The sequence below is a fragment of the Micromonospora sp. CNZ296 genome (genome assembly GCF_007827635.1).
Window position 1 is genome coordinate 1 of the sequence record NZ_VISW01000018.1, and the last position, 22,987, is coordinate 22,987.

At 73.5% G+C, this 22,987-nt stretch carries 23 protein-coding genes and 1 tRNA gene; 9 read left to right on the plus strand and 15 right to left on the minus strand.

The window, feature by feature from the left end; all coding sequences use genetic code 11:
- The first annotated feature begins 230 nt into the window (after nucleotides 1-230).
- Nucleotides 231-878, plus strand: coding sequence for a GNAT family N-acetyltransferase (locus FB455_RS25895; protein ID WP_013286518.1), 648 nt, complete (start codon nucleotides 231-233; stop codon nucleotides 876-878).
- Nucleotides 879-947: 69 nt separating this feature from the next.
- Here the strand turns inward: FB455_RS25895 and FB455_RS25900 are convergent, their stop codons facing one another.
- Nucleotides 948-6,722: a WD40 domain-containing protein gene (locus FB455_RS25900; RefSeq protein ID WP_145755126.1), complete on the minus strand. Its 5,775-nt coding sequence runs from the start codon at nucleotides 6,720-6,722 to the stop codon at nucleotides 948-950.
- A 106-nt stretch (nucleotides 6,723-6,828) separates the two neighbouring features.
- On the opposite strand from FB455_RS25900, the gene FB455_RS25905 reads away from it, so the two are divergent.
- Both FB455_RS25905 and FB455_RS25910 read left to right on the plus strand, forming a co-directional pair.
- Nucleotides 6,829-8,061, plus strand: coding sequence for an SLC13 family permease (locus FB455_RS25905; RefSeq protein WP_071094865.1), 1,233 nt, complete (start codon nucleotides 6,829-6,831; stop codon nucleotides 8,059-8,061).
- A gap of 76 nt (nucleotides 8,062-8,137) precedes the next feature.
- Nucleotides 8,138-9,037 (plus strand): GNAT family N-acetyltransferase, encoded by a 900-nt coding sequence (locus tag FB455_RS25910; protein ID WP_030272493.1) that lies wholly within the window; start codon nucleotides 8,138-8,140, stop codon nucleotides 9,035-9,037.
- A 17-nt stretch (nucleotides 9,038-9,054) separates the two neighbouring features.
- Here the strand turns inward: FB455_RS25910 and sigJ are convergent, their stop codons facing one another.
- A complete protein-coding gene (gene sigJ, locus FB455_RS25915; RefSeq protein WP_030272495.1) occupies nucleotides 9,055-9,915 on the minus strand; it encodes an RNA polymerase sigma factor SigJ in 861 nt (286 codons plus the stop codon).
- Nucleotides 9,916-10,053: 138 nt separating this feature from the next.
- Here sigJ and FB455_RS25920 point away from each other — a divergent pair, with 138 nt between their 5' ends.
- Nucleotides 10,054-10,830: an SDR family oxidoreductase gene (locus FB455_RS25920; protein ID WP_145755127.1), complete on the plus strand. Its 777-nt coding sequence runs from the start codon at nucleotides 10,054-10,056 to the stop codon at nucleotides 10,828-10,830.
- A 16-nt stretch (nucleotides 10,831-10,846) separates the two neighbouring features.
- Here FB455_RS25920 and FB455_RS25925 read toward each other — a convergent pair whose 3' ends face one another.
- The 9 genes from FB455_RS25925 to FB455_RS25965 form a co-directional block, all read right to left on the minus strand.
- Complete coding sequence (locus tag FB455_RS25925; protein WP_013286524.1) at nucleotides 10,847-11,230, minus strand: hypothetical protein; 384 nt, start codon at nucleotides 11,228-11,230, stop codon at nucleotides 10,847-10,849.
- Nucleotides 11,230-11,673, minus strand: coding sequence for a hypothetical protein (locus FB455_RS25930; protein ID WP_013286525.1), 444 nt, complete (start codon nucleotides 11,671-11,673; stop codon nucleotides 11,230-11,232). The genes FB455_RS25925 and FB455_RS25930 overlap by 1 nt, the downstream gene beginning before the upstream one ends.
- On the minus strand, nucleotides 11,657-12,700 hold the full coding sequence (locus tag FB455_RS25935) for a hypothetical protein (protein ID WP_030272498.1): 1,044 nt from the start codon (nucleotides 12,698-12,700) through the stop codon (nucleotides 11,657-11,659). The genes FB455_RS25930 and FB455_RS25935 overlap by 17 nt, the downstream gene beginning before the upstream one ends.
- A 127-nt stretch (nucleotides 12,701-12,827) precedes the next feature.
- On the minus strand, nucleotides 12,828-13,229 hold the full coding sequence (locus FB455_RS25940; protein ID WP_013286527.1) for a VOC family protein: 402 nt from the start codon (nucleotides 13,227-13,229) through the stop codon (nucleotides 12,828-12,830).
- A gap of 24 nt (nucleotides 13,230-13,253) precedes the next feature.
- Nucleotides 13,254-14,156, minus strand: a complete 903-nt coding sequence (locus tag FB455_RS25945; RefSeq protein WP_013286528.1) for an inositol monophosphatase family protein — start codon at nucleotides 14,154-14,156, stop codon at nucleotides 13,254-13,256.
- Between the two features lie 15 nt (nucleotides 14,157-14,171).
- Nucleotides 14,172-14,825: a sulfurtransferase TusA family protein gene (locus FB455_RS25950; RefSeq protein ID WP_013286529.1), complete on the minus strand. Its 654-nt coding sequence runs from the start codon at nucleotides 14,823-14,825 to the stop codon at nucleotides 14,172-14,174.
- On the minus strand, nucleotides 14,822-15,823 hold the full coding sequence (locus tag FB455_RS25955; protein ID WP_013286530.1) for a hypothetical protein: 1,002 nt from the start codon (nucleotides 15,821-15,823) through the stop codon (nucleotides 14,822-14,824). The genes FB455_RS25950 and FB455_RS25955 overlap by 4 nt, the downstream gene beginning before the upstream one ends.
- Before the next feature lie 55 nt (nucleotides 15,824-15,878).
- Entirely contained in the window at nucleotides 15,879-16,655 is a 777-nt protein-coding gene (locus FB455_RS25960; RefSeq protein ID WP_114920498.1) for a methyltransferase domain-containing protein, read from the minus strand.
- A 112-nt stretch (nucleotides 16,656-16,767) separates the two neighbouring features.
- Entirely contained in the window at nucleotides 16,768-17,721 is a 954-nt protein-coding gene (locus FB455_RS25965; protein ID WP_230649811.1) for a TolB family protein, read from the minus strand.
- Between the two features lie 148 nt (nucleotides 17,722-17,869).
- Here FB455_RS25965 and FB455_RS25970 point away from each other — a divergent pair, with 148 nt between their 5' ends.
- From FB455_RS25970 to FB455_RS34390, 5 genes are all read left to right on the plus strand, one after another.
- Nucleotides 17,870-18,463 (plus strand): HD domain-containing protein, encoded by a 594-nt coding sequence (locus tag FB455_RS25970; protein WP_013286533.1) that lies wholly within the window; start codon nucleotides 17,870-17,872, stop codon nucleotides 18,461-18,463.
- 82 nt (nucleotides 18,464-18,545) lie between these two features.
- Nucleotides 18,546-19,187 (plus strand): dihydrofolate reductase family protein, encoded by a 642-nt coding sequence (locus FB455_RS25975; RefSeq protein WP_071094850.1) that lies wholly within the window; start codon nucleotides 18,546-18,548, stop codon nucleotides 19,185-19,187.
- A 31-nt stretch (nucleotides 19,188-19,218) separates the two neighbouring features.
- On the plus strand, nucleotides 19,219-19,698 hold the full coding sequence (locus FB455_RS25980) for a DUF2975 domain-containing protein (protein WP_013476640.1): 480 nt from the start codon (nucleotides 19,219-19,221) through the stop codon (nucleotides 19,696-19,698).
- The gene (locus tag FB455_RS25985; protein WP_013286536.1) at nucleotides 19,698-19,916 is read left to right on the plus strand and encodes a helix-turn-helix domain-containing protein; all 219 of its coding nucleotides are present in this window, start codon (nucleotides 19,698-19,700) and stop codon (nucleotides 19,914-19,916) included. The genes FB455_RS25980 and FB455_RS25985 overlap by 1 nt, the downstream gene beginning before the upstream one ends.
- Nucleotides 19,913-20,077, plus strand: coding sequence for a hypothetical protein (locus FB455_RS34390; RefSeq protein ID WP_162881534.1), 165 nt, complete (start codon nucleotides 19,913-19,915; stop codon nucleotides 20,075-20,077). The genes FB455_RS25985 and FB455_RS34390 overlap by 4 nt, the downstream gene beginning before the upstream one ends.
- A 32-nt stretch (nucleotides 20,078-20,109) precedes the next feature.
- On the opposite strand, the gene FB455_RS25990 is transcribed toward FB455_RS34390, so the two are convergent.
- The 4 genes from FB455_RS25990 to FB455_RS26005 all read right to left on the minus strand — a co-directional run bounded on the left by FB455_RS25990 (nucleotide 20,110) and on the right by FB455_RS26005 (nucleotide 22,930).
- Complete coding sequence (locus FB455_RS25990; protein WP_013286538.1) at nucleotides 20,110-21,309, minus strand: RtcB family protein; 1,200 nt, start codon at nucleotides 21,307-21,309, stop codon at nucleotides 20,110-20,112.
- Nucleotides 21,310-21,339: 30 nt separating this feature from the next.
- A tRNA-Glu gene (locus FB455_RS25995) sits at nucleotides 21,340-21,412 on the minus strand.
- A gap of 374 nt (nucleotides 21,413-21,786) precedes the next feature.
- Complete coding sequence (locus FB455_RS26000) at nucleotides 21,787-22,461, minus strand: HAD family hydrolase (RefSeq protein WP_145755128.1); 675 nt, start codon at nucleotides 22,459-22,461, stop codon at nucleotides 21,787-21,789.
- 76 nt (nucleotides 22,462-22,537) lie between these two features.
- Nucleotides 22,538-22,930, minus strand: coding sequence for a hypothetical protein (locus FB455_RS26005; protein WP_145755129.1), 393 nt, complete (start codon nucleotides 22,928-22,930; stop codon nucleotides 22,538-22,540).
- Nucleotides 22,931-22,987: the final 57 nt, after the last annotated feature.

The window sequence follows — 22,987 nt, forward strand, 5'->3', positions numbered from 1 at the left end:
AAATCACCCGCTGCCTCAAGCGCTACATCGCCCGACAGCTCTACCGCACCATCACCACCCACCACCAAACCCCTTGACAACCCCACTCACAGATCAGCGAGGGCTGCCGGCCCGGGGCTGCCCGCCCTGAGGGTCGCGGACGGCGTTGCGTTTCTCTGGGCGGTCTGGGATACCGTGAGGTCCGTTTCGCTCCCGCGAGACCAGGTCATCGCTCTACTGGAAGCGCGATCATGGATGAGTCGACCGGCGCGCTGACGTCGATGAGCGGGTTCACGCCGGAACCGATCCCCACCGCCCGGCTGGTCCTGCTGCCGCTGGGCGTCGAGCATGCCGAGGAGATGGCAGCCGTCCTCGCCGACCCGGCGCTGCACACCTTCATCGGCGGCGAACCCGCCACCCCGGCGGCGTTGCGGGCCCGCTACGAACGGCTTGTCGCCGGCTCGCCCGACCCGGCCGAGTCGTGGTGCAACTGGGTCATCCGGCTCCGGGACGGCGGCCGGCTGACCGGCTTCGTCCAGGCCACAGTCACCGAGGCACACGGGACGGTGACGGACGCCGCCACGGCGGGCGCGCGGGCGGTAGGACACCGGCACCTCGACGAGGCGACACCGGCCACCGCGGGACCGGTCGCGGAGATCGCCTGGGTGGTGGGAACACGGTGGCAGGGGCGCGGGATCGCCACCGAGGCCGCCCGTGGCATGGTCGGCTGGATGGGGCGGCGCGGTGTGCGTACCCTCGTGGCCCACATCCATCCCGACCACCGCGCGTCGGCCGCGGTGGCCACGGCCTGCGGCCTGGCCCCGACCGACGTGTGGCAAGACGGCGAGGTCCGCTGGACCGGACCTGCCGCCCTGTCTCCCCCGCCTGCCCGGAGTTGACCAAGGAGTTCGTGTCGGAGACGACGTCCGAGCCGGACACGAACTCCTTGATCACCGGGGCCGGGGGGGTCAGAAGGGGGCGTCTACTGAGAGGCGGCGGACCTGGGTCAGGTAGGGGTCCAGCTCGCCCACCTCGAAGCGGCACGTGCCGATGACGTGCCAGAACTGGCCGCCCGGGTCGCCGTCCAGCTTGTACCGGCCGTCCGGGCTGACCGCCGCCCACCCGTCCGGCAGGCCGATGAGCGTGGTCCGCAACTGGGCGTGCTCGGGGTCGGCCACGTCCCACAGCCGTACCGTGCCGTCGTCACCGGCGCTGGCGAGCAGGCTGCTGTCCGGGCTGAAGTGCACCGACCAGACGCGCCGGGTGTGCGCCGCAAGGGTGCCGTGCAGCCGGCCGGTGACCGGATCCCACAGCCGGATCACCAGGTCGTCGCCGGCGGTGGCGAGCAGGTTGCCGTCCGGGCTGAACGCGCAGGACCAGAGCCGGCCGTCGTGCTCGGTGAGCACCAGGCGCCGCTCGCCGGTGACCGCGTCCCAGACCACCGCCGTGCCGTCGTTACCGGCGCTGGCGAGCAGCGTGCCCTCGCTGTTGAAGCCGACCGAGTAGACCCGGTCGGTGTGGTGTTCGAGCGTGAGCCGGCAGGTGGCGGTGGCGGCGTCCCAGAGCCGTACCGCCTGGTCGTCGCAGCCGGTGGCGATGGTCTCGCCGTCGGGGCTGAACGCGACGGTGCGCACGCGCCCCCGGTGCGGGGTGAGCGTGGCGAAGTGCCGGCCGGTACGGCGGTACCACAGGCGTACCGTGTCGTCGTCGTTGGCGGTGGCGAGTGCGTCGCCGTCGGGGCTGAACGCGACCGCCCAGACGTGGTCGGTGTCCACGTTGAGTTCGCGCTCGTCGGCACCCGTGTCGGTGTTCCACAGGTGCACGCCGCCGTCGCCGCTGGGCGTGGCCACCAGCGGTTCATCCGGGCAGAACACCACGGACAGCAGCCGGTCGGCCGGGCTGGCGAGCTGCCGCACCAGGCGGCCGGTGCGCGGCTCCCAGAGCCGGATCACGCCGTCGTTGCCGCAGGCGGCGAGCACCTCGCCGTCGTCGCGGAAGGACAGCGCGGTGACCTTGCGGCCGTGCCCGCGCAGCGTGTGCTGGAGCTGCCCGCTGCGGACGTCCCACAGCCGGGTGGTGCCGTCGTTGCTGCTGGTCGCCACCTGGTTCTGGTCCGGCCGCCAGACCACCGGCCACACCGAGCCGCGGTGCCGGGTCAGCTCGTGCCGCACCTGCCCGTCGTCAGTGTCCCAGAGCTGGATCGCGCCGTCGCTGGCGGCGGTGGCGAGCAGGCTGCCGTCGCCGTTGAACCGGACGCTGTAGATCGCGCCGCGCTGCCGGCCGAGCACCCGCACCGGCCGGCCCGTCTCGGTCTCCCACAGCCGCAGCGCGCCGTGCGTGTCGCCGGTGGCCATCAGCGTGCCGTCGGGGTGGATGTCGAGGGCGTACACGTCGGCCTCGTGGCCGCGCGGCGCGCGCAGCAGCTCGCCGTCGGTGGCCCGGCGGATCCAGATGCGGCCATGCTGCCCGACGGCGGCCAGCAGCCGGCCGTCCGGTGAGTGCACGACACGGTAGACCACCTCGGGCTCCTGCACCTCGAACGCCAGCTTGCCGGTGGGGATGTCCCAGCCGCGGACCGTGCCGGCGCTGTCGGCCACCACCACGCGCCGCCCGTCCGGGCTGAACGAGGTGCCCCAGATCGGCGCGGAGTGGCCGGGCCACTCGTGACGCAGCCGGGCGCCACGGGTGTCGTAGAGCCGCACCACGCCGGCCGCGTCGCCGACCACCAGGCGGCCGCGGCGGCCGTCGGTGAGCATCGGCCACACCCAGCCGGTGAAGACGTCCTCGATGACGTGCCGCACGTCGCCGTGGTCGGCGTCCCACAGCCGTACGGTGAGGTCGGCCGAGCCGGTGACGAGCTGGTGGGACGCGGCGTCGTAGCGGACCGCGTACACCCGGGACCGGTGTCCCTGGAGCGTGCGCACCGGCAGCCCGGTGGCGGTGTCGCAGAGCAGCACACCGCCGTCGTCGCTGCCGACGGCGAGCACCGCGCCGTCCGGGCTGTACGCCACCGGCACCGGCAGCCGGCCCACCTCGAAGCCGTAGCCGACGCCCACGGCGGGCGGGGCCAGGCCCGGCGCGACCGGACGGCCCGGCGCGACGACGGCGCCGCGCAGTTCCGGGGCGCGCAGCAGCGCCGGGTCGGCGCTGACATCGATCAGCGCGGTGCGGTGCCAGCTGCTGCCGGCCACGCGCGCACCCCGCAGGTCGGTACGGAACAGGCGGGCCCCGGCCATCTCCGCGTCGCGCAGGTCGGCCCCGGCGAGGCGGGCCTGGTCCAGGCGGGCGCCGCGCAGCCGGGCGTGTTCCAGCCGCGCCTCGGTCAGGTTCGTGGCGACCAGCCGCGCGTCGGTCAGGTCGGCCCCGGTCAGGTCGGCCCCGGCGAGCTCGCGGTGCGACAGGTCCTCGCCGCGCAGCACCGCGCCGCGCAGATCGGCCCGGTCGGGCAGGCGCAGCCGGGCGGACAGCCGCAGCGCGTTGGCGCGCAGCGTCTCGCCCGCCGACTCGTCACCGAGCACCCGGGCGGTCCACGCGGTGCAGCGGGCCGGGTCGGCGAGGTCGCCGAGGAACTCCACCGCGAGCGCGGACAGCGACCGGACCGCCAGCGCGCCCGGCTCCTCGCCCCTGTTGATCTGCTCGGCCACCCCCTCGGCCACGAGCCACTCCATCACCGAGGTGTGGATGAACCCGAACAACCCGTCGTCGGTACGGACCAGCAGGCTGCCCGCGCCGACCGCGTGCGCAGCCTGCGGGCCGGACAGCCGCGAGTCGGCCCGCCCGGCGAGCTGACCGGTGGACTCGGCCAGCTCGGCCAGGCGCAGGTATGCCTCGCCGCTCTCCCAGAGCTGGAACGCCAGCCGGCTGACCGCCTGCCACAGCTCGGGCCGGCGCAGGCTGACCGGTGCGCCCGGGATGCCCTGGGTGCGGCGCTCCTCGAAGTCCAGCCAGGACTCCAGGATCTCCCGGTACAGCGCGGCGGCGCTGAACGTGCCGCCCGCCCCGGCCACGGCGGCGAGCCGCCCCTCGTCCAGGTTGGCGATGAAGCCGAGCATGCGCGGGTTGCGGGAGAGCCCGAGCAGGTCCTTCACGCCGGCGAGCAGGTCCATCCGCTCGCGGGCGGCCCGCTCGTCGCCGCCGTACCGGTTGCGCAGGAACGCCTCGATCTGCCCGGGGGTGAAGTCCTCCACCGCGAGCACGCGCCGGTGCGGCAGCAGGCCGACCCGCTCGCCGAGCGCGGTCAGCACCTGCGAGTTGGTCTTGAAGTGCTGGGTACGGCTGCTCACCACGATCTTCGCGTTGCCCTCGGCGGCCTGGAGCAGCGTCTCCAGGTGGTCGGCCGCCCGGTCGTACGTCACCCGGGCGACCAGCTCGTCGAACCCGTCGAACAGCAGCACGATGCGACCCTGGCGCAGCATGTAGCGGAACGCCTTGAGGTCGATCACCTGCTCGCCGTGGTTGGCCAGATGCGCGGCGACCAGGCCGTCCACGGAGTGCGCCTTGTCCAGCGCCCGCAGCTCCACCAGGATCGGGATCAGGTCGGGCGCGGCCGTGGGCAGCCGCCGGGCCACCTCCCGCAACGCGAACGTCTTGCCCCGGCCGAAGTCGCCGAGCACCAGCACGAACCGGCCGTCCGGCGCGGAGACGGTCTCCAGCAGCTCGTCCACCACGTCGTCGCGGACGCGCTGGTCGGCGCCGACGAGGTGGCGGTAGCGCTGCGGCACGTACTGCCCGGGCGGGTAGAGCCGGTCCGCCTGAAGCCGGGCGGTCTGCGCGGCGACGTACTCGCGCAGGTCGAGCAGGCCCTGGAACTCGGTCAGGTGCAGCACGCGTACGCCCCGCCGCTGTGCCTCCTCGGCGAGCCCGCGCGGCACGCGGTCGCCGTCGTAGACCAGCTCGGAGGCGATGTCCGGGTCGGTGGCGTGCACCCGCCGGGCGAAGACGTCCACGTCGGCGGCGGTGGGGGTGCCCACGTGCGCGCCGACGCGTTGCTGACGGACCACCCCGTCGGAGCGGTAGCTGATGTAGAGGTGCGGCGGGTCGGTGCCGACGCGGCGCACCACCACCCGGTCGTAGCGGGCCTCGCAGACCTCGGCGAGCCGGTCCAGCAGCCGCTGCACCGGTGCGACCGGCGCGGCGGCCACCGCGGCGCCCTGGGTGGCCCCCTCGACGGCGACCGGACGGCGCGGGTCGGGTACCTGGGCCGGGCCGGACGCGCCGAAGGTGGCCTCGGCGTGCGGCCAGGACACGGCGGTCACCGCGCCGCCGGCCAGCCGGTCGTCGCGGCCGAGCACCCAGCGGGTCATCCCGTCCGCGCCCAGCCGCAGCACCTGCGCCCGGCCGTCGCGGGGCGCGGCGGCCAGCGGCACCACCGGGTCCACCCGGGCCGACGGCGCGGCGTCGGAGAGCAGCAGGTCGAGCATCGGGCCGACCAGCCGGTTGACCGAGCCCCGGTCGCGCAGCGACACCGGGTCCGGCGGCACCTCGTCGGCGTACGGGCTGCGCGCCCCCGGCGCGTGCGCCATCGCGCCCAGCCGCAGCCAGCCGGACTGCTGGTAGTGGCGCAGCCGCTGGGCGAACCAGCTGGACTGCGCCTCGCCGAGGAAGCCGTACCGGTCCTCCTCGCGGTGGGTGATGGCGATGGTGGAGTTCAGCCCGGCCACCACCACCCGCAGGTCGGGCACCGGGAACAGCGTCCAGGGCTGCTCGCTGTCGAAGATCCGGTCGTCGAGGCCCTGGTAGAGGTCGTCGAACAGGCGCGCGTAGTGCCGCCACTTCGGCCAGTACGGCGGCTGCGGGTCGACGTCGTCGGCCTCACAGGTGGCGAAGTACGCGCGGCAGGCGGCCATCGTCACGTCGCGCGGGCCGGGCACCACGACGAGCCGGTGCGGCTCCAGCCCGAGCAGCACCCGCAGGCCGGTGAGGAAGCTCAGCGCGTCGGAGAACTCGCGCGGGCTGCCCGACTCGGTGAGGTTGCCGGCGACGACGAGCAGGTCCGGCCGGGGCACGCCGTCGTTCATCAGCAGCGTGAGGTCGCCCATCAGGTGTTCCTGCACCTCGCCCGGGGTGACCGGCGCGCCGGGGGTGATCACGCCCCGGCCGAAGCGCGGCCCGGCGACCTGGAGCACGGTGACGGTGTCCCGGGCGGTCGGTGGCGCCGCCGCGGCGGGCGGGAACGGCGGCGGGTTGATCGGGGTACGCCGGGCGCGGCGGGGCGCGGGCGCTCCGGCGGCCGGTGCGGCGAGCACCCCGTGCGGGTCGGCCGGGTGGTGCGGGAACGCCGGCTGCCGCATCGGCTTGGCCCGGCCGTCGAGCGCCTCCCGGATGCGGTCGAGCACCCGGTTGCGGGCCTGCGCCGGGTCGTCCACGCCGACCAGGTCCACATAGGTGATGGTGGCGAGCAGGCCGTCGATCGGGCAGTCCTCGACGCGTACCGTGACGAGCTTGTTGCCGGTGCCGTCCGGGTCGGCGCGCAGCGCGGCCTGCCACTCCAGCTTGCCGTACGTGGAGTGCAGGTAGCGTTCGGACAGCACCGCCACCACCACCTCGGCCTCGCGGACGCCACGGTCCATGAAGTCGATGAAGTTGGTGCCTGCCACGAAGTCCCACGCCTGCAGCAGCGTGCGGTAGCCGGCCGCCTCGAACTCCCACGCCAGCCACGTGGCCCAGCGTTCGTCGGCGGGCGAGTAGCTGATGAAGAAATCGATGGGGCGGTCGGACCGGGTGGGGTGCGCGCCTACAACCACATGGTCATTATGGCCACCGACGGTCAACAGATCGACACCCTCGGCAGCTCGGATCGTCCCGCGTCGGCTCCTGCGCCCGCGCCGGCATGTGCGAGGATCATCCCTCGTGGAGACCCCCGGCGATCCGCCGAACGCCGTGCCTGACCGTTCCCGCTGGGGCCGCCTGCACGTGCTGGACTGGATCGCGATCGGGCTGGCCGTGCTCGGCGCGGTGTTCGTGCTCACCGGGCTGCTCCCCCGCGCCGACGCCGAGGCGACGATGCGGCGGATCATCCCCATCCTGATCTTCCTCGGCACGGTGGTGGTGCTGGCCGAGCTGACCGCCGTGGCCGGGGTGTTCGACGCGCTCGCGACCCGGGTGGCGGTGACCGCGCGGGGCAGTTTCCGGGCCCTGTTCTGGCTGTGCGTCGGCTTCGCCTCGGTGACCACGATCGCGCTCAACCTGGACACCACGGCGGTGCTGCTCACGCCGGTGATGATCGCGCTGGCCCGGGCGCTGAACGTGCCGCCGACGCCGCTGGCCATGACCACCGTGTGGCTGGCGAACACGGCGAGCCTGCTGCTGCCGGTGTCCAACCTGACGAACATCCTGGCCAGCGACCGGGTCGACCTGGACCCGGTGCCGTGGGCGGCCCGGATGTGGTGGCCGCAACTGGTCGCCGTCGCGGTGACCGCGCTGCTGCTGTGGTGGTGGTACTGGCGGCCGGCGCGCGCCGGGGCCGACCCGTTCGTCCCGCCGCCGCCGTACGTGCCGCCGGACCGGGTGCTCTACCGCACCGCGCTGGCGGCCTGCCTGCTGTTCGTCGCCGGGATCCTGGCCGGGGTGGAGATCGGCATCGCCTCCGGGGCGGCCGCCGCGATCCTGGTCGCCGGCTTCGCGGTCCGGGCCCGGCACCGGCTGCGTCCGGCGCTGGTGCCGTGGCGGCTGCTGGTGTTCGTGACCGGGCTGTTCCTCGTGGTGCAGACCATCGGCCGGCACGGCCTGGACACGGTGATGGGCACGCTCATCGGCACCGACCCGGGCGCGGAGGGGGCGCTGCGGGCGGGCGCGGTCGGCGCGCTGTTCAGCAACGCGGTGAACAACCTGCCCGCGTACCTGGCCGGCGAGGCGGTGATCGCGGCCGACCGGCACACCCAGTTGCTGGCGCTGCTGATCGGCACGAACGTGGGTCCGCTGGCCACGCCGTGGGCGTCGCTGGCGACACTGATCTGGTACGAGCGCTGCCGGGCCGCCGGGGTCGCCGTGCCGCTGGGCCGGTTCGTGGCCACCAGTGCCGCGCTCGCCGTGCTCGCCACGGCCGCCACCGTGACGGCGCTTCTTGTCGGTCCCGGCGCCTAGCATCGCGGCATCGCCCACCTTCGCCGGGGCGAAAAACCGGTACGGCCCGATCCCGGGCGGTGGCTACCGTGCCCGCATGACCGCCGCACCCACGCTGCACTTCTGCACCGACCCGGGCGAGTTCCTCGCCGCCGCCGGGGCGTACCTGGCCGCCGACCCGGTGGTCGGCACGGTCGTCGCCACCGTCGCGCAGCGGATGGCGGCCCGCCGCGCCGAGGGCGTCGCGCTGCCCGAGGACGACTGGTGGCTGGTGGTGCGGGACGCCTCCGGGGCGGTGGTGGGCGCCGCGATGCGTACCGCGCCGTTCCCGCCGCGACCGCCGTTCCTGCTGCCGATGCCGCAAGAGGCCGCGGTGGCGCTGGCCCGGGCGTGGCAGAGGCGCGGCGAGCGGATCCGCGCGGTGAACGGCGCGCTGCCCGCCGCGCGCGCCTGCGCCGACGAGGTGGCCCGCCTGAACGGCGGCCGGGTCGCTGTGGCCCAGCACACCCGGCTGCACGTGCTCGACCAACTGGCACCACCGGCTCCGGTGCCCGGCGCGCTGCGGGCCGCCGGGCCGGACGAGGTCGACTTGGTCGCCACCTGGTTCGGCGCGTTCACGGCCGACGCCGACGAGCAGGCGGGCCGCCCGCCCGGCACCAGCGCACACGAGACGCCCGACCGCGCCGAGTTGCTGCGCCGCATCCGGGACGGGCGGGTCTGGTTCTGGACCGACGAGTCGGGGGCTCCGGTGCACCTGACCGCCGCGAATCCGCCGTCGTTCGGCGTGGCCCGCGTCGGACCGGTCTACACGCCACCCGGGCAGCGCGGACGCGGCTGGGCCGGCAACGCGGTCGCCGAGGTGTGCCGGCTGCTCACCGCCGAGGGCGCGCGGGTGTGCCTGTTCACCGACCAGGCCAACCCGGTGTCGAACCGGCTCTACGCCCGGCTCGGATTCCGGCCGGTGGTCGACATGGCCAATCTGGTTCTGGTCGACTGACGGTCCGCGACTCCGGGTCAGCCGGCGAGGCCGAGCGCGGCCAGCCGGCGCGGGTCGGCGATCACGTCCACGGCGGCGATCCGTCCGCCGGTGACGGTGAACGCCATCACCGACAGCCGGCGGTCGCCGGCGGTCACCAGCACCCCGGCGGCGCCGTTGACGAGCACCGGCCGGGCGTGCGGGAACAGCCGGCCGAACGTGGTGGCCTGCGCCGCCACGGTCGTCGCGCCGGTGAGCACGACCGTGTGGCGGGCGCGGGCGGTCCCGGCGTCGGAGCGCAGCACCACGTCCGGGTGCAGCACCGCGATCAGCGCGTCGAGGTCACCGTCGCGGGCGGCGGCGAGGAAGGCGTCGACCACCGCCCGCTGCCGGGTCAGGTCGGGATCGGGCGTGGGCGCCTGTCCGCGTACCCGGCGGCGGGCCCGGCTGGCGAGCTGCCGGGCCGCCGCCGGTGAGCGGTCGACGAGCGGGCCGATCTCGTCGAACGGCACGCCGAACATGTCGTGCAGCACGAACGCGAGCCGCTCGGCCGGGGTCAGCGTGTCCAGCACCACGAGCAGCGCCAGCCCCACCGAGTCGGCGAGCACCGCGGCGTGCGCCGGATCGTCGGCGCCGGTGTCCACCACCGGGTCGGGCAGGCGTACGTCCAGCGGGTCCTCCCGGCGGGCGGCGCGGGACCGCAGCGTGTTGAGGCTGACCCGGGCGACCACAGTGGTGAGCCAGGCGTCGAGGTTCTCCACGGTGTCCGCGTCGGTGCGGGACAGCCGCAGCCAGGTCTCCTGCACCGCGTCCTCGGCGTCGGTGAGCGACCCGAGCAGCCGGTACGCCACCGCGCGCAGCCGTGGCCGCTCCCGCTCGAACCGCTCCGCCAGGTCCATCACCTGAGCCTCCCCTCCCGCACATCGACTCGACCCGCGCCGGGTCACCGATGTGACCACAGGTGACAGCCGTCACACCTGTCACGTCGGCAGGCCGGCGCGGGTCGAGGTGGCAGCACCGACAACGGGAGGACGACGATGAACGCACCCATTCTGGTCACCGGCGGCACCGGCACGATCGGCCGGCACGTCGTGCCGCTGCTGCGCGCCGCCGGGCACCCGGTGCGCGTGCTCAGCCGGCGCGGCGGGCGGCCCGGTGACGGTGTCACCCACGTGGCCGCCGACCTGCTCAGCGGCGCGGACCTCGGCCCCGCCCTGAGCGGGGTGTCCACTGTGCTGCACCTGGCCGGCGGCGCGAAGGGCGACGACCGTGCCACCGCCCACCTGGCCCGCGCCGCGCACCGGGCCGCTGTGGCCCACCTGGTGCACATCTCGGTGACCGGCGCCGACCGGGTGCCGCTGGCCTGGATCCGGTCCAAGCTCGACGCCGAGCGCGCGGTGACGGACTCCGGCGTGCCCTGGACCGTGCTGCGCGCCGCGCAGGTGCACGACCTGGTGTTCACCATGCTGACGGCGATGACGAGACTGCCGGTGGTGCCGGTGCCGGGCGGCCTGCGGTTGCAGCCGGTCGACGCGGCCGAGGTGGCGGCCCGGCTGGCCGAACTCACGCTCGGCGCACCGGCCGGGCTGGTGCCGGACCTGGCCGGGCCGGACACGTACGGCATCGGCGAGATGCTGACCGACTACCTGACCGCCGCCGGGAAGCGCCGGGCACGCCTGCCGGTATACATCCCCGGGCGGGCCGGCCGGGCGTACCGGGAAGGCGCGAACCTCGCCCGGCCGGGCGCCGCGAGAGGTGTGCGGACCTGGACCGATTTCCTGGCTGACCGAGTGCCGTCGCGGCCGGTCGCCTGAGCCGCCGGAGCGCCGCTCAGCGAAGGGTCAACCAGGCCGCCCCGGTGGCGGCGAGGATCACCGCGCCGAGCCCGGCCAGGCTCCAGCCGCCACGGTCGATGCGCCGGCGCACGGCCTGCCGGTCCGGGCGGAAGTCGTCGAACGGGCTCGACCGGAACCAGAAGCGGGCGTACAGCACCATCACCGCTCCGAACACCAGAGCGAAGCCTCCGGTCAGCGCCGCGCTGCCGAGCACCCACCCGTCGGTGAGCACGCCACGGATTCCCACCCGCCCGGCGACGACGGTTCGGACGACCTGCACGATCCCGTTGACCACGCCGAGCGCGACACCGACACGTCCGGCGACGAGCCAGATGCCGGCCTCGCGCCGACCGCCTGCCGCGTTCTCCGTCCGCGCCATCACAGGCCCCGTGGCTCGATGGGGAAGCGGCCGAGACGCAGGCGGCTTCGATCCTGCCTCACCTCGCTCCACCGCTCGTCGTGGCTCAGCAGCGGCAGCAGCTCGCGCAGCATGTTCACGGTGGCGACCATCAGCTTCTCGTCGCGGTAGATCTGGCTCAGCAGCGGCTTGACGACGCTTCGGCGGAAGGTCCCGGCGAACCACGCGACGACCACCGTGGCACCTGCCGCGACGCCCGCCCCGGTCCACCAGTCGGACGCCGACACGGCCGCGACCAGGCCCACGAGGACCAGTACGGCCAGGACGACCGCCCGCAGTGCCTCGTACCAGCGCAGCCGCTCCCGCGCCGCGTCCACCCGGGTCAGCAGGTGCTCCGCGCCACCGAGGAGCCGCTCGAACTCCGGGCCGGACAGGTCACCGCCCCGCTCAGGATCCCAGCCCACAGAACTCTCCCACGGTCGTCCGGAGGCTCCGCTGCACCGCGGCGAACTTCATGTCGTCGAACATCGCCTGTTTCTCACCGACTCCAGGGATGAAGCGGTAGTCCTGCCGGCGGCCGGCGACCGGCAGCACAGCCAGCCGGGGGCGATTGCGGTGGCCGAAGGCACGGATGAGAGTGACCAACTGTCGCTGAAAGTCCGATGTGGGCTCACCGTCGGCGCCCGGCAGGTAGTACTCCTCGACCTGGCCCAGTTGGTCGGTCCAGTAGAGGTCGGCCTTGGTGACCGCCAGGACGAACCAGAGGTCCTTGGCGGCCGGATTGTCGACCCAGCAGGGCAGCAGGTTCTGGCAGAACCGGGAGAAGTGCTCGAGTTCGACGTTCCGGTTCTGCGCCCAGAGCTGCTCGGACGGCGACGGGATCGCCGCCTCGACCTCGCGGGCGATCTGCTCGGCCCGGTCCCGCCGCTCCTCCTCGGTGGGCGTCGCGTCGAGGGATGCCTGCCACTGCTCCCAGAGCCGGGCCTCGACCTGCCGACGGAGTTCGTCCTCACGCCGTTGCCGCCGCTCCTCGAGGACGTTGACCTCGCGGGGATCCCACGGCTCGTCGTACCCGGCGGCGGCGACGTAGATGACGCCCGTCGGGTGGTTCGGCGGCTTGAGCATGGCGTCCCACTTGTCCACCTCGCCGGAGGAGTAGTCGCCGCCCGCGGTCTGGCCGGGGCTCACCACCAGCGTCACATGGGCCTGGCGCCGGCCGGACGCGAGCGCGAGGCGGTGCGGCACATGGTCCTCGTCCCGCCGCCGGATGTAGCCGTTGTCGCCGAGCAACGCCTGGTACAGCGCGCTTTTCCCGACCCCGCGCTGGCCCGCCACCAACACCGGGATGATGTCACTCGTGGGTCGTCGCGTGGTCTCGGCGATCGACACCCGCCCGCCACCCGAGTGGCCGGCGCCGGAGTTGTCGACAGCGGACACGACCCGCGACCAACGGTCCCGCACGTCCGTCCAGTACTCGTCCGGCTCACCCATGGCGCGGCCCGATCGGCCGGCCGGTTTCCGTCTGATGTGGACTGCTCAGCGAGAACACGCGAGGAGCCTAGCCACGGCGGCGTGGCATCGAATCGTATGAACAGGCGGCAACATCCGGCACGTACGGTCAGGCGCCCGTGACGGGGTGGAACTGCTCGCACATGACCTCGTAGCCGTCCGGGTCGAGCCCGTAGAAGATCCGCGCCCATCCCACGTCCTCCGGCTCCAGCGTCACCGGCAGCCCTTCGTCGCGCCACAGCGCGTACGTGGCGTCCAGGTCGGCGGTGGGCACGGTGAGGACGACACCGAGCCCCGGCGGCCCGGCCTTGACCTCGCGTTCCCGCTCCGCGTTGTGGTGCCCGTGGCGGTGCAGGTCGGACAGGATCAGCCAGGTGTGGCCGAACGTGAGGTAACGCAGGTTCGTCTGGTCGGTCTGCGGGATCTCCTTGAAGCCGAGTCGCAGGTAGAGCCGGTGGGAGCGGTCCAGGTCGCGGACCCGGAGCCCGATCTTGAGCTGTCTGGCGGCCATCCCGCCGAGGCTAGCCGACCCGGCTCACCAGCCGACCGAGCCGAGACCGACCGGGGTGAGGCGGCGGACCTGCGGCTCGATCCACTGTGCCGCGGTGACCAGTTTGACCAGCCGGTCGATGGTCTCCGGCGGCCCGGCCACGAAGCTGCGCCGGTCGGCGGGGCAGCCGTACCGGTCGTCGAAAGTGCCGCCGTCGAGCGCCCGGACCGCCATGCCGGCCTCGACGGCGAGCAGCATCCCGGCCGGCAGGTCGACCGCCTCGGGACGGTAGCCGACGATGCCGTCGATGTCGCCCCGGGCCAGCATCACCCAGGACAGCAACGGCGCCCACAGTTGCAGCACCCGGCGCGCGCTGGTGTCCAGCACCACCTTCAACGCCCGGGCGGTGCTGTCGTCGCGGCGTACCTCGTGCCCCTGGGTCCAGGCCAGCACCGGCGCGGACGGCACCGGGCGCTGCGCGGCCCGCAGCGGCCGCGCGGCCGGGCCGGACGCGTGCACGAACGCGCCCCGGCCGCGCACCGCCGACCAGGTACGGCCCGCGACCGGGTCGTGCACCACGCCGAGCACCGGCGAGCCGTTGTCGCACAGGGCGATCCCGACCACGTACGCGGGCAGCCCGATCGCCACGTTGTTGGTGCCGTCCAGCGGGTCGACGAGCCACGCCCACGCGGTGTCCGGGGCGTACTCGCCGCCCTCCTCGGCGATCACGCCGTGCTCCGGCCAGCGGGCCCGGATCCGGTCGACGATCAGCCGCTCGGCGGCCAGGTCGAGGTCGGTCACCAGGTCACCGGTGTCGTTCTTGGCCCGGGCGTGCACCTCCCCCCGGGTGCCCCGGCGCAGCAGGCGGCCCGCCGCCTGCGCTGCCTCCACCGCGAACCGGTGCGCGTCGCGCAGGTCGGGCCCGCCTCTGCTCGGCTCCACGTCCATGGCTCCTCCAGCCAGTCAGCCCCGTGCCACCAGTCGCGCGATCTCCCGCGCCATCCGCGCGGTCTCCGCCGCGTCGCAGCGGTCCCGGCGTACCCGGTGGCTGCGCCCGTCCACCGCGCCGAGGCTCAGGTCGCACGCGCCGGGAGTGGTCCGGCCGAGCGCCACTGTCACCGCCGGCTCACCGGCGTCGACCTCCGAGGTGTGGAAGCCGCCGGCGCGCAGCGCGTACGAGTCGCCTGCCGAGTGCGTCTCCACCGTCGCGGTCATCGCGGTGACCAGCCGGTCGGTGGCGGCCATCTCGTCCACCTCGCCGAGGCTGTGCACCTCGTAGATCCGCCAGGCCGGGTCGGCCGGCGCGTCGTCGACCTCGATCAGCTCGTTGCGGACGGTCCCGTGCAGCACGTGGCTGAGCAGGTCCCAGCTGTGCGAGTGCATGGTGGAGGTGGTCGGGCGCACCGGCGGCGGGTCGGCCGGCCAGGCGTGCACGCAGATGCCGTCCGGGCCGTCGCGTTCCACGGGCAGGCAGGTGAAGCCGAGCGGGTGCCGGACCGCGCGCAGCGGCCGCCGCCCGTCGGCGACGTCGCCGAGCACGTCCAGCACCCAGCCGCGCAGCATCTCCGGCCGGGTGCCCCGGTCGATCTCCCGTTCGAGGTCGGCGTAACTGGTCATGAGTAGGGGTTCCTCGCCTGGACGGCCTTGCCGATGATGCCGGCGACCTCACGGTCGCCGAAGGACCGGGGCAGCGTCAGGCCGAGGGCGGTGAACAACCGCCGTACCTGCTCGACCGACGGCTCGTCGTCGAGCTTGACCTGGGCCGCCGCCTCGATCGGCACGCGCCGGCTCTGCCGGCGGCTGTAGTCCAGCTCGATGTTGAAACGGTTGTAGTAGACCTCGCCGCGGTCGATGCGCAGCGCGGGCGTCTGCGGGTTCTCCTGCGTGATGACGACGCAGGAGGAGGAGAGGTCGTAGCGGAACGTGGTCATCTGCGCGGAGAGCCGGACGTCGATGGTGAGCAGGCCGGAGCGTTGCAGGTGCCAGCAGGCGGCCAGCACGGTCGCGTACGACTCCTTGCGGGTGCGGTCGACGGTCCACGGCTCGCCGGGCGCGTCCGGGTCGAGGCTGCGCCGGAACCGCGCGTACCGCTCGCAGACCTCCTCGTCGGTCGGGTCGATGATCTCGATCGCGACGGTGAGCGTGGCGTTGCGCCGCCGGGCGTGTTCCAGGCAGTCCGGCAGCGTGACCGCGCGCAGGTAGGTGCCGGTGCCGCCCTTGAAGCTCCACTGGTCGGTGTGCCGCCGCGCCTCGGCGAGCGCCTGCCCGACCTCGCTGCCGTGCAGCACGCGCACCATGGAGACGCTGTCGATGGCCTCGCGGGCCCGGTTCAGCGCGCCCTCCGGCCCGGTGATCTCCTGCATCTGCGGCACCAGGTCGGTCAGCCGGTCCCGGGTGTCCGAGATGACCTGGCGGACCTCCCGCTCGGTGGTGCGCCGGCGCAGCCGGTCCCGCAGCATCGCCTGCGCGAGCAGGCCCAGGACCAGCAGGATCGCGCTGTTGACGACCTCCTGGTCGACCGCGTTGGTGAGGCCGAGCACGGACACCGTGAGGGCCAGGACGAGGCCGATGAACGCGTCGAGATTGGTCACGACCCAGGCGAGCAGGCGCGTCATGACATCCCCCGGTCGACGACGGAACCTCCATGATAGCCCGCTGTCAATGTCGCCATCACGCCCTGTTCTGCGGTGGTGGCGGTGCGCCGTGCCGGCGGGCGGCGCAGATCAGCGAACCGCCGAGCCCCGGTGCGGCGCGGGCCAGCCGCCGCGAGGCCACCCACCGGCCGCCCGGCAGCCGCCAGCCGACCTCGTTGGACCGCAGCGCCACCGGCGTGAACCCGGCCCGGCGCAGCGTCCGGCGCAGCAGCGAGGCGGTGAACGGGCGGATGTGCAGCCACAGGTACGGGTGCAGCGGATCGACCTGACGTGGCGCCCGCCCGGCGAGGAACGCCAGCCGGTCCTGCACCGGCGCCAGGTTCGGCGTGGTGAGCACCAGCAGGCCGTCGGGCGCCAGCACCCGGTGGCACTCCCGCAGCAGCGCCAGCGGGTCGTACACGTGCTCGATCAGCTCGCCGGCGAGCAGCCCGGCGAAGCTGCCCGCCCGGAACGGCAGCCCGCGGGTGGCGTCCAGGCAGACCGGCAGCGCCCGCCCGCGGGCCGCGGCGCGGGCCGTGCGCAGCGCCGTCTCGGCCGTGTCGGCGAGCACCACCGGGCCGGGCAGCGCGGCCGGGTCGAGCATGCCGCGCGGTCCGCAGCCCAGTTCCAGCACCGGCCCGCGTCGGGTCACCCCCTCGGCCATCAGCCGGGCCGCGACCGCGCGGCGCACCCGGTGGTACGGGTCGTCGACGTACCCGTCGACCTCGGCGCCGTCGTGGTAGCGGCGGTGGTTGGCGTGCCTGCCGTGCGCCTGCGCGCGGTGCGACGACGTCCCGGTCGGCGGCTCGGCCATCACCCCTCCACAGCGGACGCCGGCCCCTTCGGCGGCGTCCGCACCAAGCCTCGCACCGGTTACGCCCGGCGGCGCGCACATCCGGCCCACCGGATGTGCGCGCGGCGCTACGTCAGATCGCCCGCGCCCAGTCCAGCCGGGTGCTGTCGTCGTACTCGTCGCCGGGGATCCACCACTGCTCGCCGAAGCCACTGGTGGACACGATGATGTTGCCGCCGTCCGGGTACTCGTTCTCCGGCGGGATCGACAGCGCGGCGCAGTAGCGGCCGTCCGGGGAGAACACCGGCGACAGGTAGAACCGGGGCTCGTCGGTGAGCTTCTTCAGCCCGGTGCCGCCGATGCGCACCGACGCCAGCGACTGGTTGTAGACCTCCCGGTCCAGGTGCCAGCGGTTGGTGCAGAAGACGACGCGCCCGGAGTCGGGCATGAAGACCGGCGAGATGAACATCTCGCCCGCCACCGGCGTGTAGATCGGCCGCACCGTGCCGGTCGCGAGTTCCAGCACCCGCAGTTGCCAGCCCTGCGAACGGCTGCGCCACCGTACGACGATCATCGAGCCGTCCCGGGACCAGTCCGGGTCCCTCATGGAGTGCCCCTCGACCAGCACGCGGGTGGCGCCGGTGACCACGTCCACAGCGATCAGCCGGTCGTTGCCCTGCCCGGTGACCAGCGCGATCTCGGTGCCGTCCGGCGACCACGTCGGCGCGCCGTAGCGGACACCGAACGGGTCGGCGAGCAGTGTGCGCTTCTGGCCGGTGACCCGGTCGTACACGGCCACGTACGGCTCCAGCGTGCCGTCGCCCGAGCGGGCCGTGTTTACCCAGGCCACGTACCGGCCGTCCGGCGAGGCCTTCGCGTGGTCCCCGTTCGGCAGCAACTCCCGCGGCGTGGTGCGGCCCGGGTCGACCTGGAGCACACCCCAGCCGACGCTGACCAGCCACGACCCGTTCACCACGTCGGCGGCGGACGCGGGCGCGGCGGACGCGGCGTGGGGCCCGACGGCCAGCCCGGTCGCGGCGGCGACTCCGGTCAGCGCGGCGGTACGCAGCAGGGCACGACGATTCATTGCGGTCATTCGACAACCCCCGTGTGAGACGTGGCCCCCACACTCGCGAGTGGATCGACGCACCGGAATCGGACGAGTGGCCGCTTCACGCTCGGCTGCTCGTCCATCACCAGAGGTGAGCCCGTGGCGGCCCGGTACGCTCGCCCCGATGACCTCCGACGCGCTGCGCCGCGCCCTCACCGAACCGGGCGACCCGCCGCTGCTCCCGCTTCCCGGCGTGGCGGTCGAGCTGCTGGACGCCCTCGCCGCCCCGCCGCGCCTCGGCGCGCACCTGCGGCTGGTGCACGACGTCGCCTGGCACCTGACCGCCGCGTTCGCCGACCGGTTCGGCGCGGTGCCGTTCGACAGGCAGGCGGTGCTGTTCGGCGCCGCAGTGCACGACCTCGGCAAGGTCGAGCACCCCGGCGAGCTGACCGGCCCCGGGTCGGCGCACGAGGAGGCGGGCTACCAGCTGCTGTTGCGCTTCGGCGTACCGGAGGAGCGGGCCCGTTTCGCCGTCACCCACGCCGCCTGGCACTCCCCCGGCGTGCAGCTGGAGGACCTGCTGGTCAGCCTCGCCGACAAGGTGTGGAAGGGCCGCCGGGTCACCGACCTGGAGCAGCTCGTGGTCGACCGGCTCGCCGCCATCACCGGCCAGGAGCGCTGGCAGACGTTCCTGGACCTCGACGACGTCCTCGCCGAGCTGGCCGCCGGCGCGGACCGGCGGCTGGCGTTCCAGGCGGAACATCCGGTGTACGGCTGACGCCGGACCGACGGCGCCGATGAGTCCGGCATCGGCCGCCGGTCTGCCCTGGGTCGGTGTTCTCCGATCTCCGGGAGGAAGCATGAGCACCAAGGAAACGCGGGGCCGGGTGCGGGCGTTCGTCACCGTGTCCCTGGACGGGTACGTCACCGGTCCGGACGACCACGCGGGCCAGGGGCTGGGCGTCGGCGGCGAGCGGCTGCACCACTGGGTGATGGGCGGGCCGTGGACGTACGACACGCCGCGCGAACCCGGCACCGGCATGACCGGCGAGGACCGCGCGTACTTCGACGAGCTGCTGGCGGGCGTCGGCGCCGCGCTGTGCGGCCGGGGGATGTACGACAGCGCCGGCGCCTGGGGCGGCAGCAACCCGTTCGAGGCTCCACTGGTCGTGCTCACCCACCGCACCGCCGACCAGCCCGACCCGGACGCCGGTTTCCTCATGGTCGACGGGTTCGACGCGGCGCTGGCGGCGGCCCGGCGTACGGCCGGTGACGGCGCGGTGGTCATCGGCGGGGGCGCCGACGTGATCCGGCAGGCGCTCGCGGCCGGCGTGGTCGACGAGCTGGGCCTGTCCACCGCGCCGGTGATCCTCGGTCGCGGGAAGCGGCTCTTCGAGGGCTTCGACCGGGACGTCGACCTGGAGATCCGCGCCGTGCACCACTCGCGCCACGCGGTGCACGTCAGGTACGCCGTTGGCCGTCGCGCGAGTGATACCGATTGACTTTCGATAGGTTCCGCGCGATAGTCGATGCATGTTGACGGCGCAACGCGCGGTGACACCACTCCGCGCCTTCCTGGTCCTGCTGTTCGCGATCCTGGTGCTGTTCCAGACCATGTCGCTGCCCGGGCAGTTCGCGCACATGGCGCGCGAGAACCCGGACATGGCGTACCTGCGGTGGCCCGCCACCGCGGTGACGATCTTCTGGGTGTTGTGCGTGCAGGTGGTGATCGTCTGCACCTGGCACCTGCTCACCCTGGTCAAGAACGACCGCATCTTCACCGAGGCGTCCCTGGGCTGGGTCGACGGGATCGTCTGGGCGGTCGCCGCCGCCTGGGTGGTGCTCGTCGGTGTGTTCCTCTACGTCGGCTTCAACGCCGACGACCCGGGGTTGCCGCTGCTGCTGTTCCTGCTGGTCACCGGCGTCAGCGTGCTGGGGCTGCTGATGGTCGTCCTGCGCGCGCTGCTGCGCCAGGCCACCACGCTGCGCACCGACATGGAAGCGGTGATCTGATGCCGATCGTCGTGCGCATCGACGTCGAACTGGCCAAGCGCAAGATGAGCGTCGGCGAGTTCGCCGAGCGCGTCGGGCTCACCCCGGCCAACGTCGCCGTACTCAAGAACGGCCGCGCCAAGGCCGTCCGTTTCAGCACCCTGGAGGCCATGTGCCGGGTGCTCGACTGCCAGCCCGGCGACCTGCTCGAATGGGTCGCCGACGAGGAGGACCGATGAGACACCTGGCCGTCGTCGTCGCCCTGCTCGCCGTCGTGCTCGGCGTCACCGGCTTCGTGTACGGCGAGGCCGACGACTCCCCCGGCCTCCAGTTCCTGTCCGCACTGCTCGTCATCGGCGCGGTCGCCATCGGCGTACGCGTCGCCCGGCGTACCCGGTAGGGCCGGCGCCCCCTCGACGCCGGCCCTGCCGGTCAACCCTTCACGCAGACGACCTGCTTGAGGTGGGCGACCACCTCGACCAGGTCCTCCTGCTGGGCCATCACCTCGGTGATGTCCTTGTACGCGCCGGGGATCTCGTCGACCACACCGGCGTCCTTGCGGCACTCCACCCCGGCGGTCTGCGCGGCCAGGTCCGCGGTGCTGTACGTCCGCTTCGCCTGCCCCCGCGACATCCGCCGCCCGGCGCCGTGCGACGCCGAGCAGTACGCGTCGAGGTTCCCCTTCCCGCGCACGATGTACGAGCCGGTGCCCATCGAGCCCGGGATGATGCCCAGGTCACCCCGGCCGGCCCGGATCGCGCCCTTGCGGGTCACCAGCACGTCCACCCCGTCGTAGCTCTCCTCCGCCACGTAGTTGTGGTGGCAGGAGATCGGCTCGTCGTAGCCGGCGTGCGGGAACGCCTCCCGGACCACCTGGCAGAGCAGGGCGAGCATGACCGCCCGGTTACGCCGGGCGTACTCCTGCGCCCACCACAGGTCCCGCCGGTACGCCTCCATCTCGGGCGTGCCGGCGAGGAACACCGCGAGGTCCCGGTCCGGCAGGTCGGTGTTGTGCGGCAGGCCGCGCGCCACCGCCATGTGCCGCTCGGCCAGCTCCTTGCCGATGTTGCGGGAACCGGAGTGCAGCATCAGCCAGACCCGGCCGTCGTCCGCGCCACCCTGCTCCAGGCAGACCTCGATGAAGTGGTTGCCGCCGCCGAGCGTCCCGAGCTGCCGCTGCGCCCGCGTCTGGAGCTGCGCCACCTTCCGGTCCAGCGTCCCGAACCGCCGCCAGAACTCGTCCCAGCCCGCCTGCTCCAGCCCCCGGACCCGGCGCGGATCGACGGCGTCGTCACGCATCGCGAAGCCGACCGGGATCGCCGCCTCGATCGCCGACCGCAGCGGCGCGAGGTCGTCGGGCAGGTCGGCGGCGGTCAGCGAGGTCCGCACCGCCGACATGCCGCAGCCGATGTCCACGCCGACCGCGGCCGGCGACACGGCCTGCCGCATCGCGATCACCGAGCCGACAGTGGCGCCCTTGCCGAAGTGCACGTCCGGCATCACCGCGACGCCCTGCACCCACGGCAGCGCGCCGATGTTGCGCAGCTGCCGGGCCGCCTGCGCCTCGATCGCGTACGGGTCGGTCCAGACCCGGACCGGTGCCCGGGTACCGGCCAGCGGGGTGAAACCCATCGTCGTCTCCTTGCTCATGTCCGTCTGACGTAGGCCGTACGGGACTCGAACCCGTAGCCTCCCGGGTGAGAACCGGGTGAGCTGCCAATTGCTCCAACGGCCCTCCGGCGGCGTGACGCCGTCGGCGGATTCACCCCGGACACGGAGAACCGCCCGGCTCCGGTCTGGGGCGGGCGGTTCGCGCGGATCGTCGCGCCGGCGCTAGACGCGCCACCACCCTGGTTGCCACTGCCGTCGCCGGCCCGTGCCCGATTCGGGCAGCAGGACACCGGCGCGCGGCGCTTGCCGCTCGGCGCGGGTGCGGTTCTGCTGCGACACGGTGGACTCCCCTGGTGGACCAGAACGTTGCCGCTCACGGTACGGCCGCCGCGCACCGGCGGCAACGTGAATTTGCGAGTGAAGCCCTCGCATGAAGGAGGTCTCTGCCGAGAGATCAACTTCACGAGGGGCTTCACGTGAGTGCCAGCGGCAGACCCGTCAGGACGGGACCTGGGCAAGCCTGAGCACGTATTCGAATCCGCGTTTCTGCGCGGGCGAATCCACCATTGGCAGGATCAGCGCTGGTATGCCGGCGGAAACCGATCCGCCGTCGCCAGCGGGATGATCACCGACCATCAGGGTCTGGCCCGGTGCCGTATGGAGGGCTGCGAGGGCGGCGCCCCAGATCCGAGGGTCCGGTTTGACGAAGCCGACCTCGTAGGACAGTACGAACGCATCGACATAGCCGTCGAGTCCGTGCCGCACAAAGCACTTGCGGATGTCCCAGCCGACGTTGCTGACGACGCCGATGCGAACACCGCTGTCACGCAATGCGGACAGCGTGGCGACGGTGTCGGCGTACGGCTCGATTGCTTCGGCGTGTGTTTCGTGCATGACCGATGCCAGCGCCTGGTCAACCCCAGGAATCTGTTCCAGCACGGTGAGGATCGCCCGATCCCAGACTCGCGGATCCAGATCTCGGGCGCTGTGGGCCGGATCCGTGGCCGTCCCCCGCAACAGTGCCGCGAAGTCGCCAGCAATACGGTGCGCCTCGCCAGCAGCCAATGCCCGGTCGATCGATGCCGCCGCGTTGCCCACCCAACGCTCCGAGTCTCTGGCGAACAGAGTCCAGGCGAAGTCGAACAGTACTGTCGTCACGCGCCTGGCGGTCATCGCATCACCCTAGATCGACACGACGCGTCCGGGAGCGGCGGTCGACCTGGATCGGGCAGGGCTGGGGTGCCCGGTCTCAGCCGGCCTGCGCCACCGGGTGGCGCCGCATCTCCTCCATGAACGGGTAGCGCGCGGTCAGCTCGGCGAGCGTGATGCCGGCCCGCCACGCGGCCGCCACCTGCGCGACCTGGAGCAGGTCGGTGGCGTCGCCCCGGGCCTGGACGTCGCCGTCCACCCGCAGGTCGATCATGAAGTAGCGGGCCTGAGAGCCGAGGCTGACGCAGACCACGCCCCGGGCGGAGGTCATCTCGGCGCAGGTGAACCGGCTGCGCCCCTGCTCGGGCGCGGTCACCTCGCCCACGTCGAGCTGGTGCGCGGCGGCGGTCGCCACGAGCGCGGGGGCGAGACCGCCGGGCTCGACCAGGTCCGGGTAGAGGCGCACACCCAGTGCGGCCGACACGTCGCTCATGACTGACTCCCACTTCCTCGTGACAGAGACCAGCAGCGCGCAGGTTACGAGTGTGTT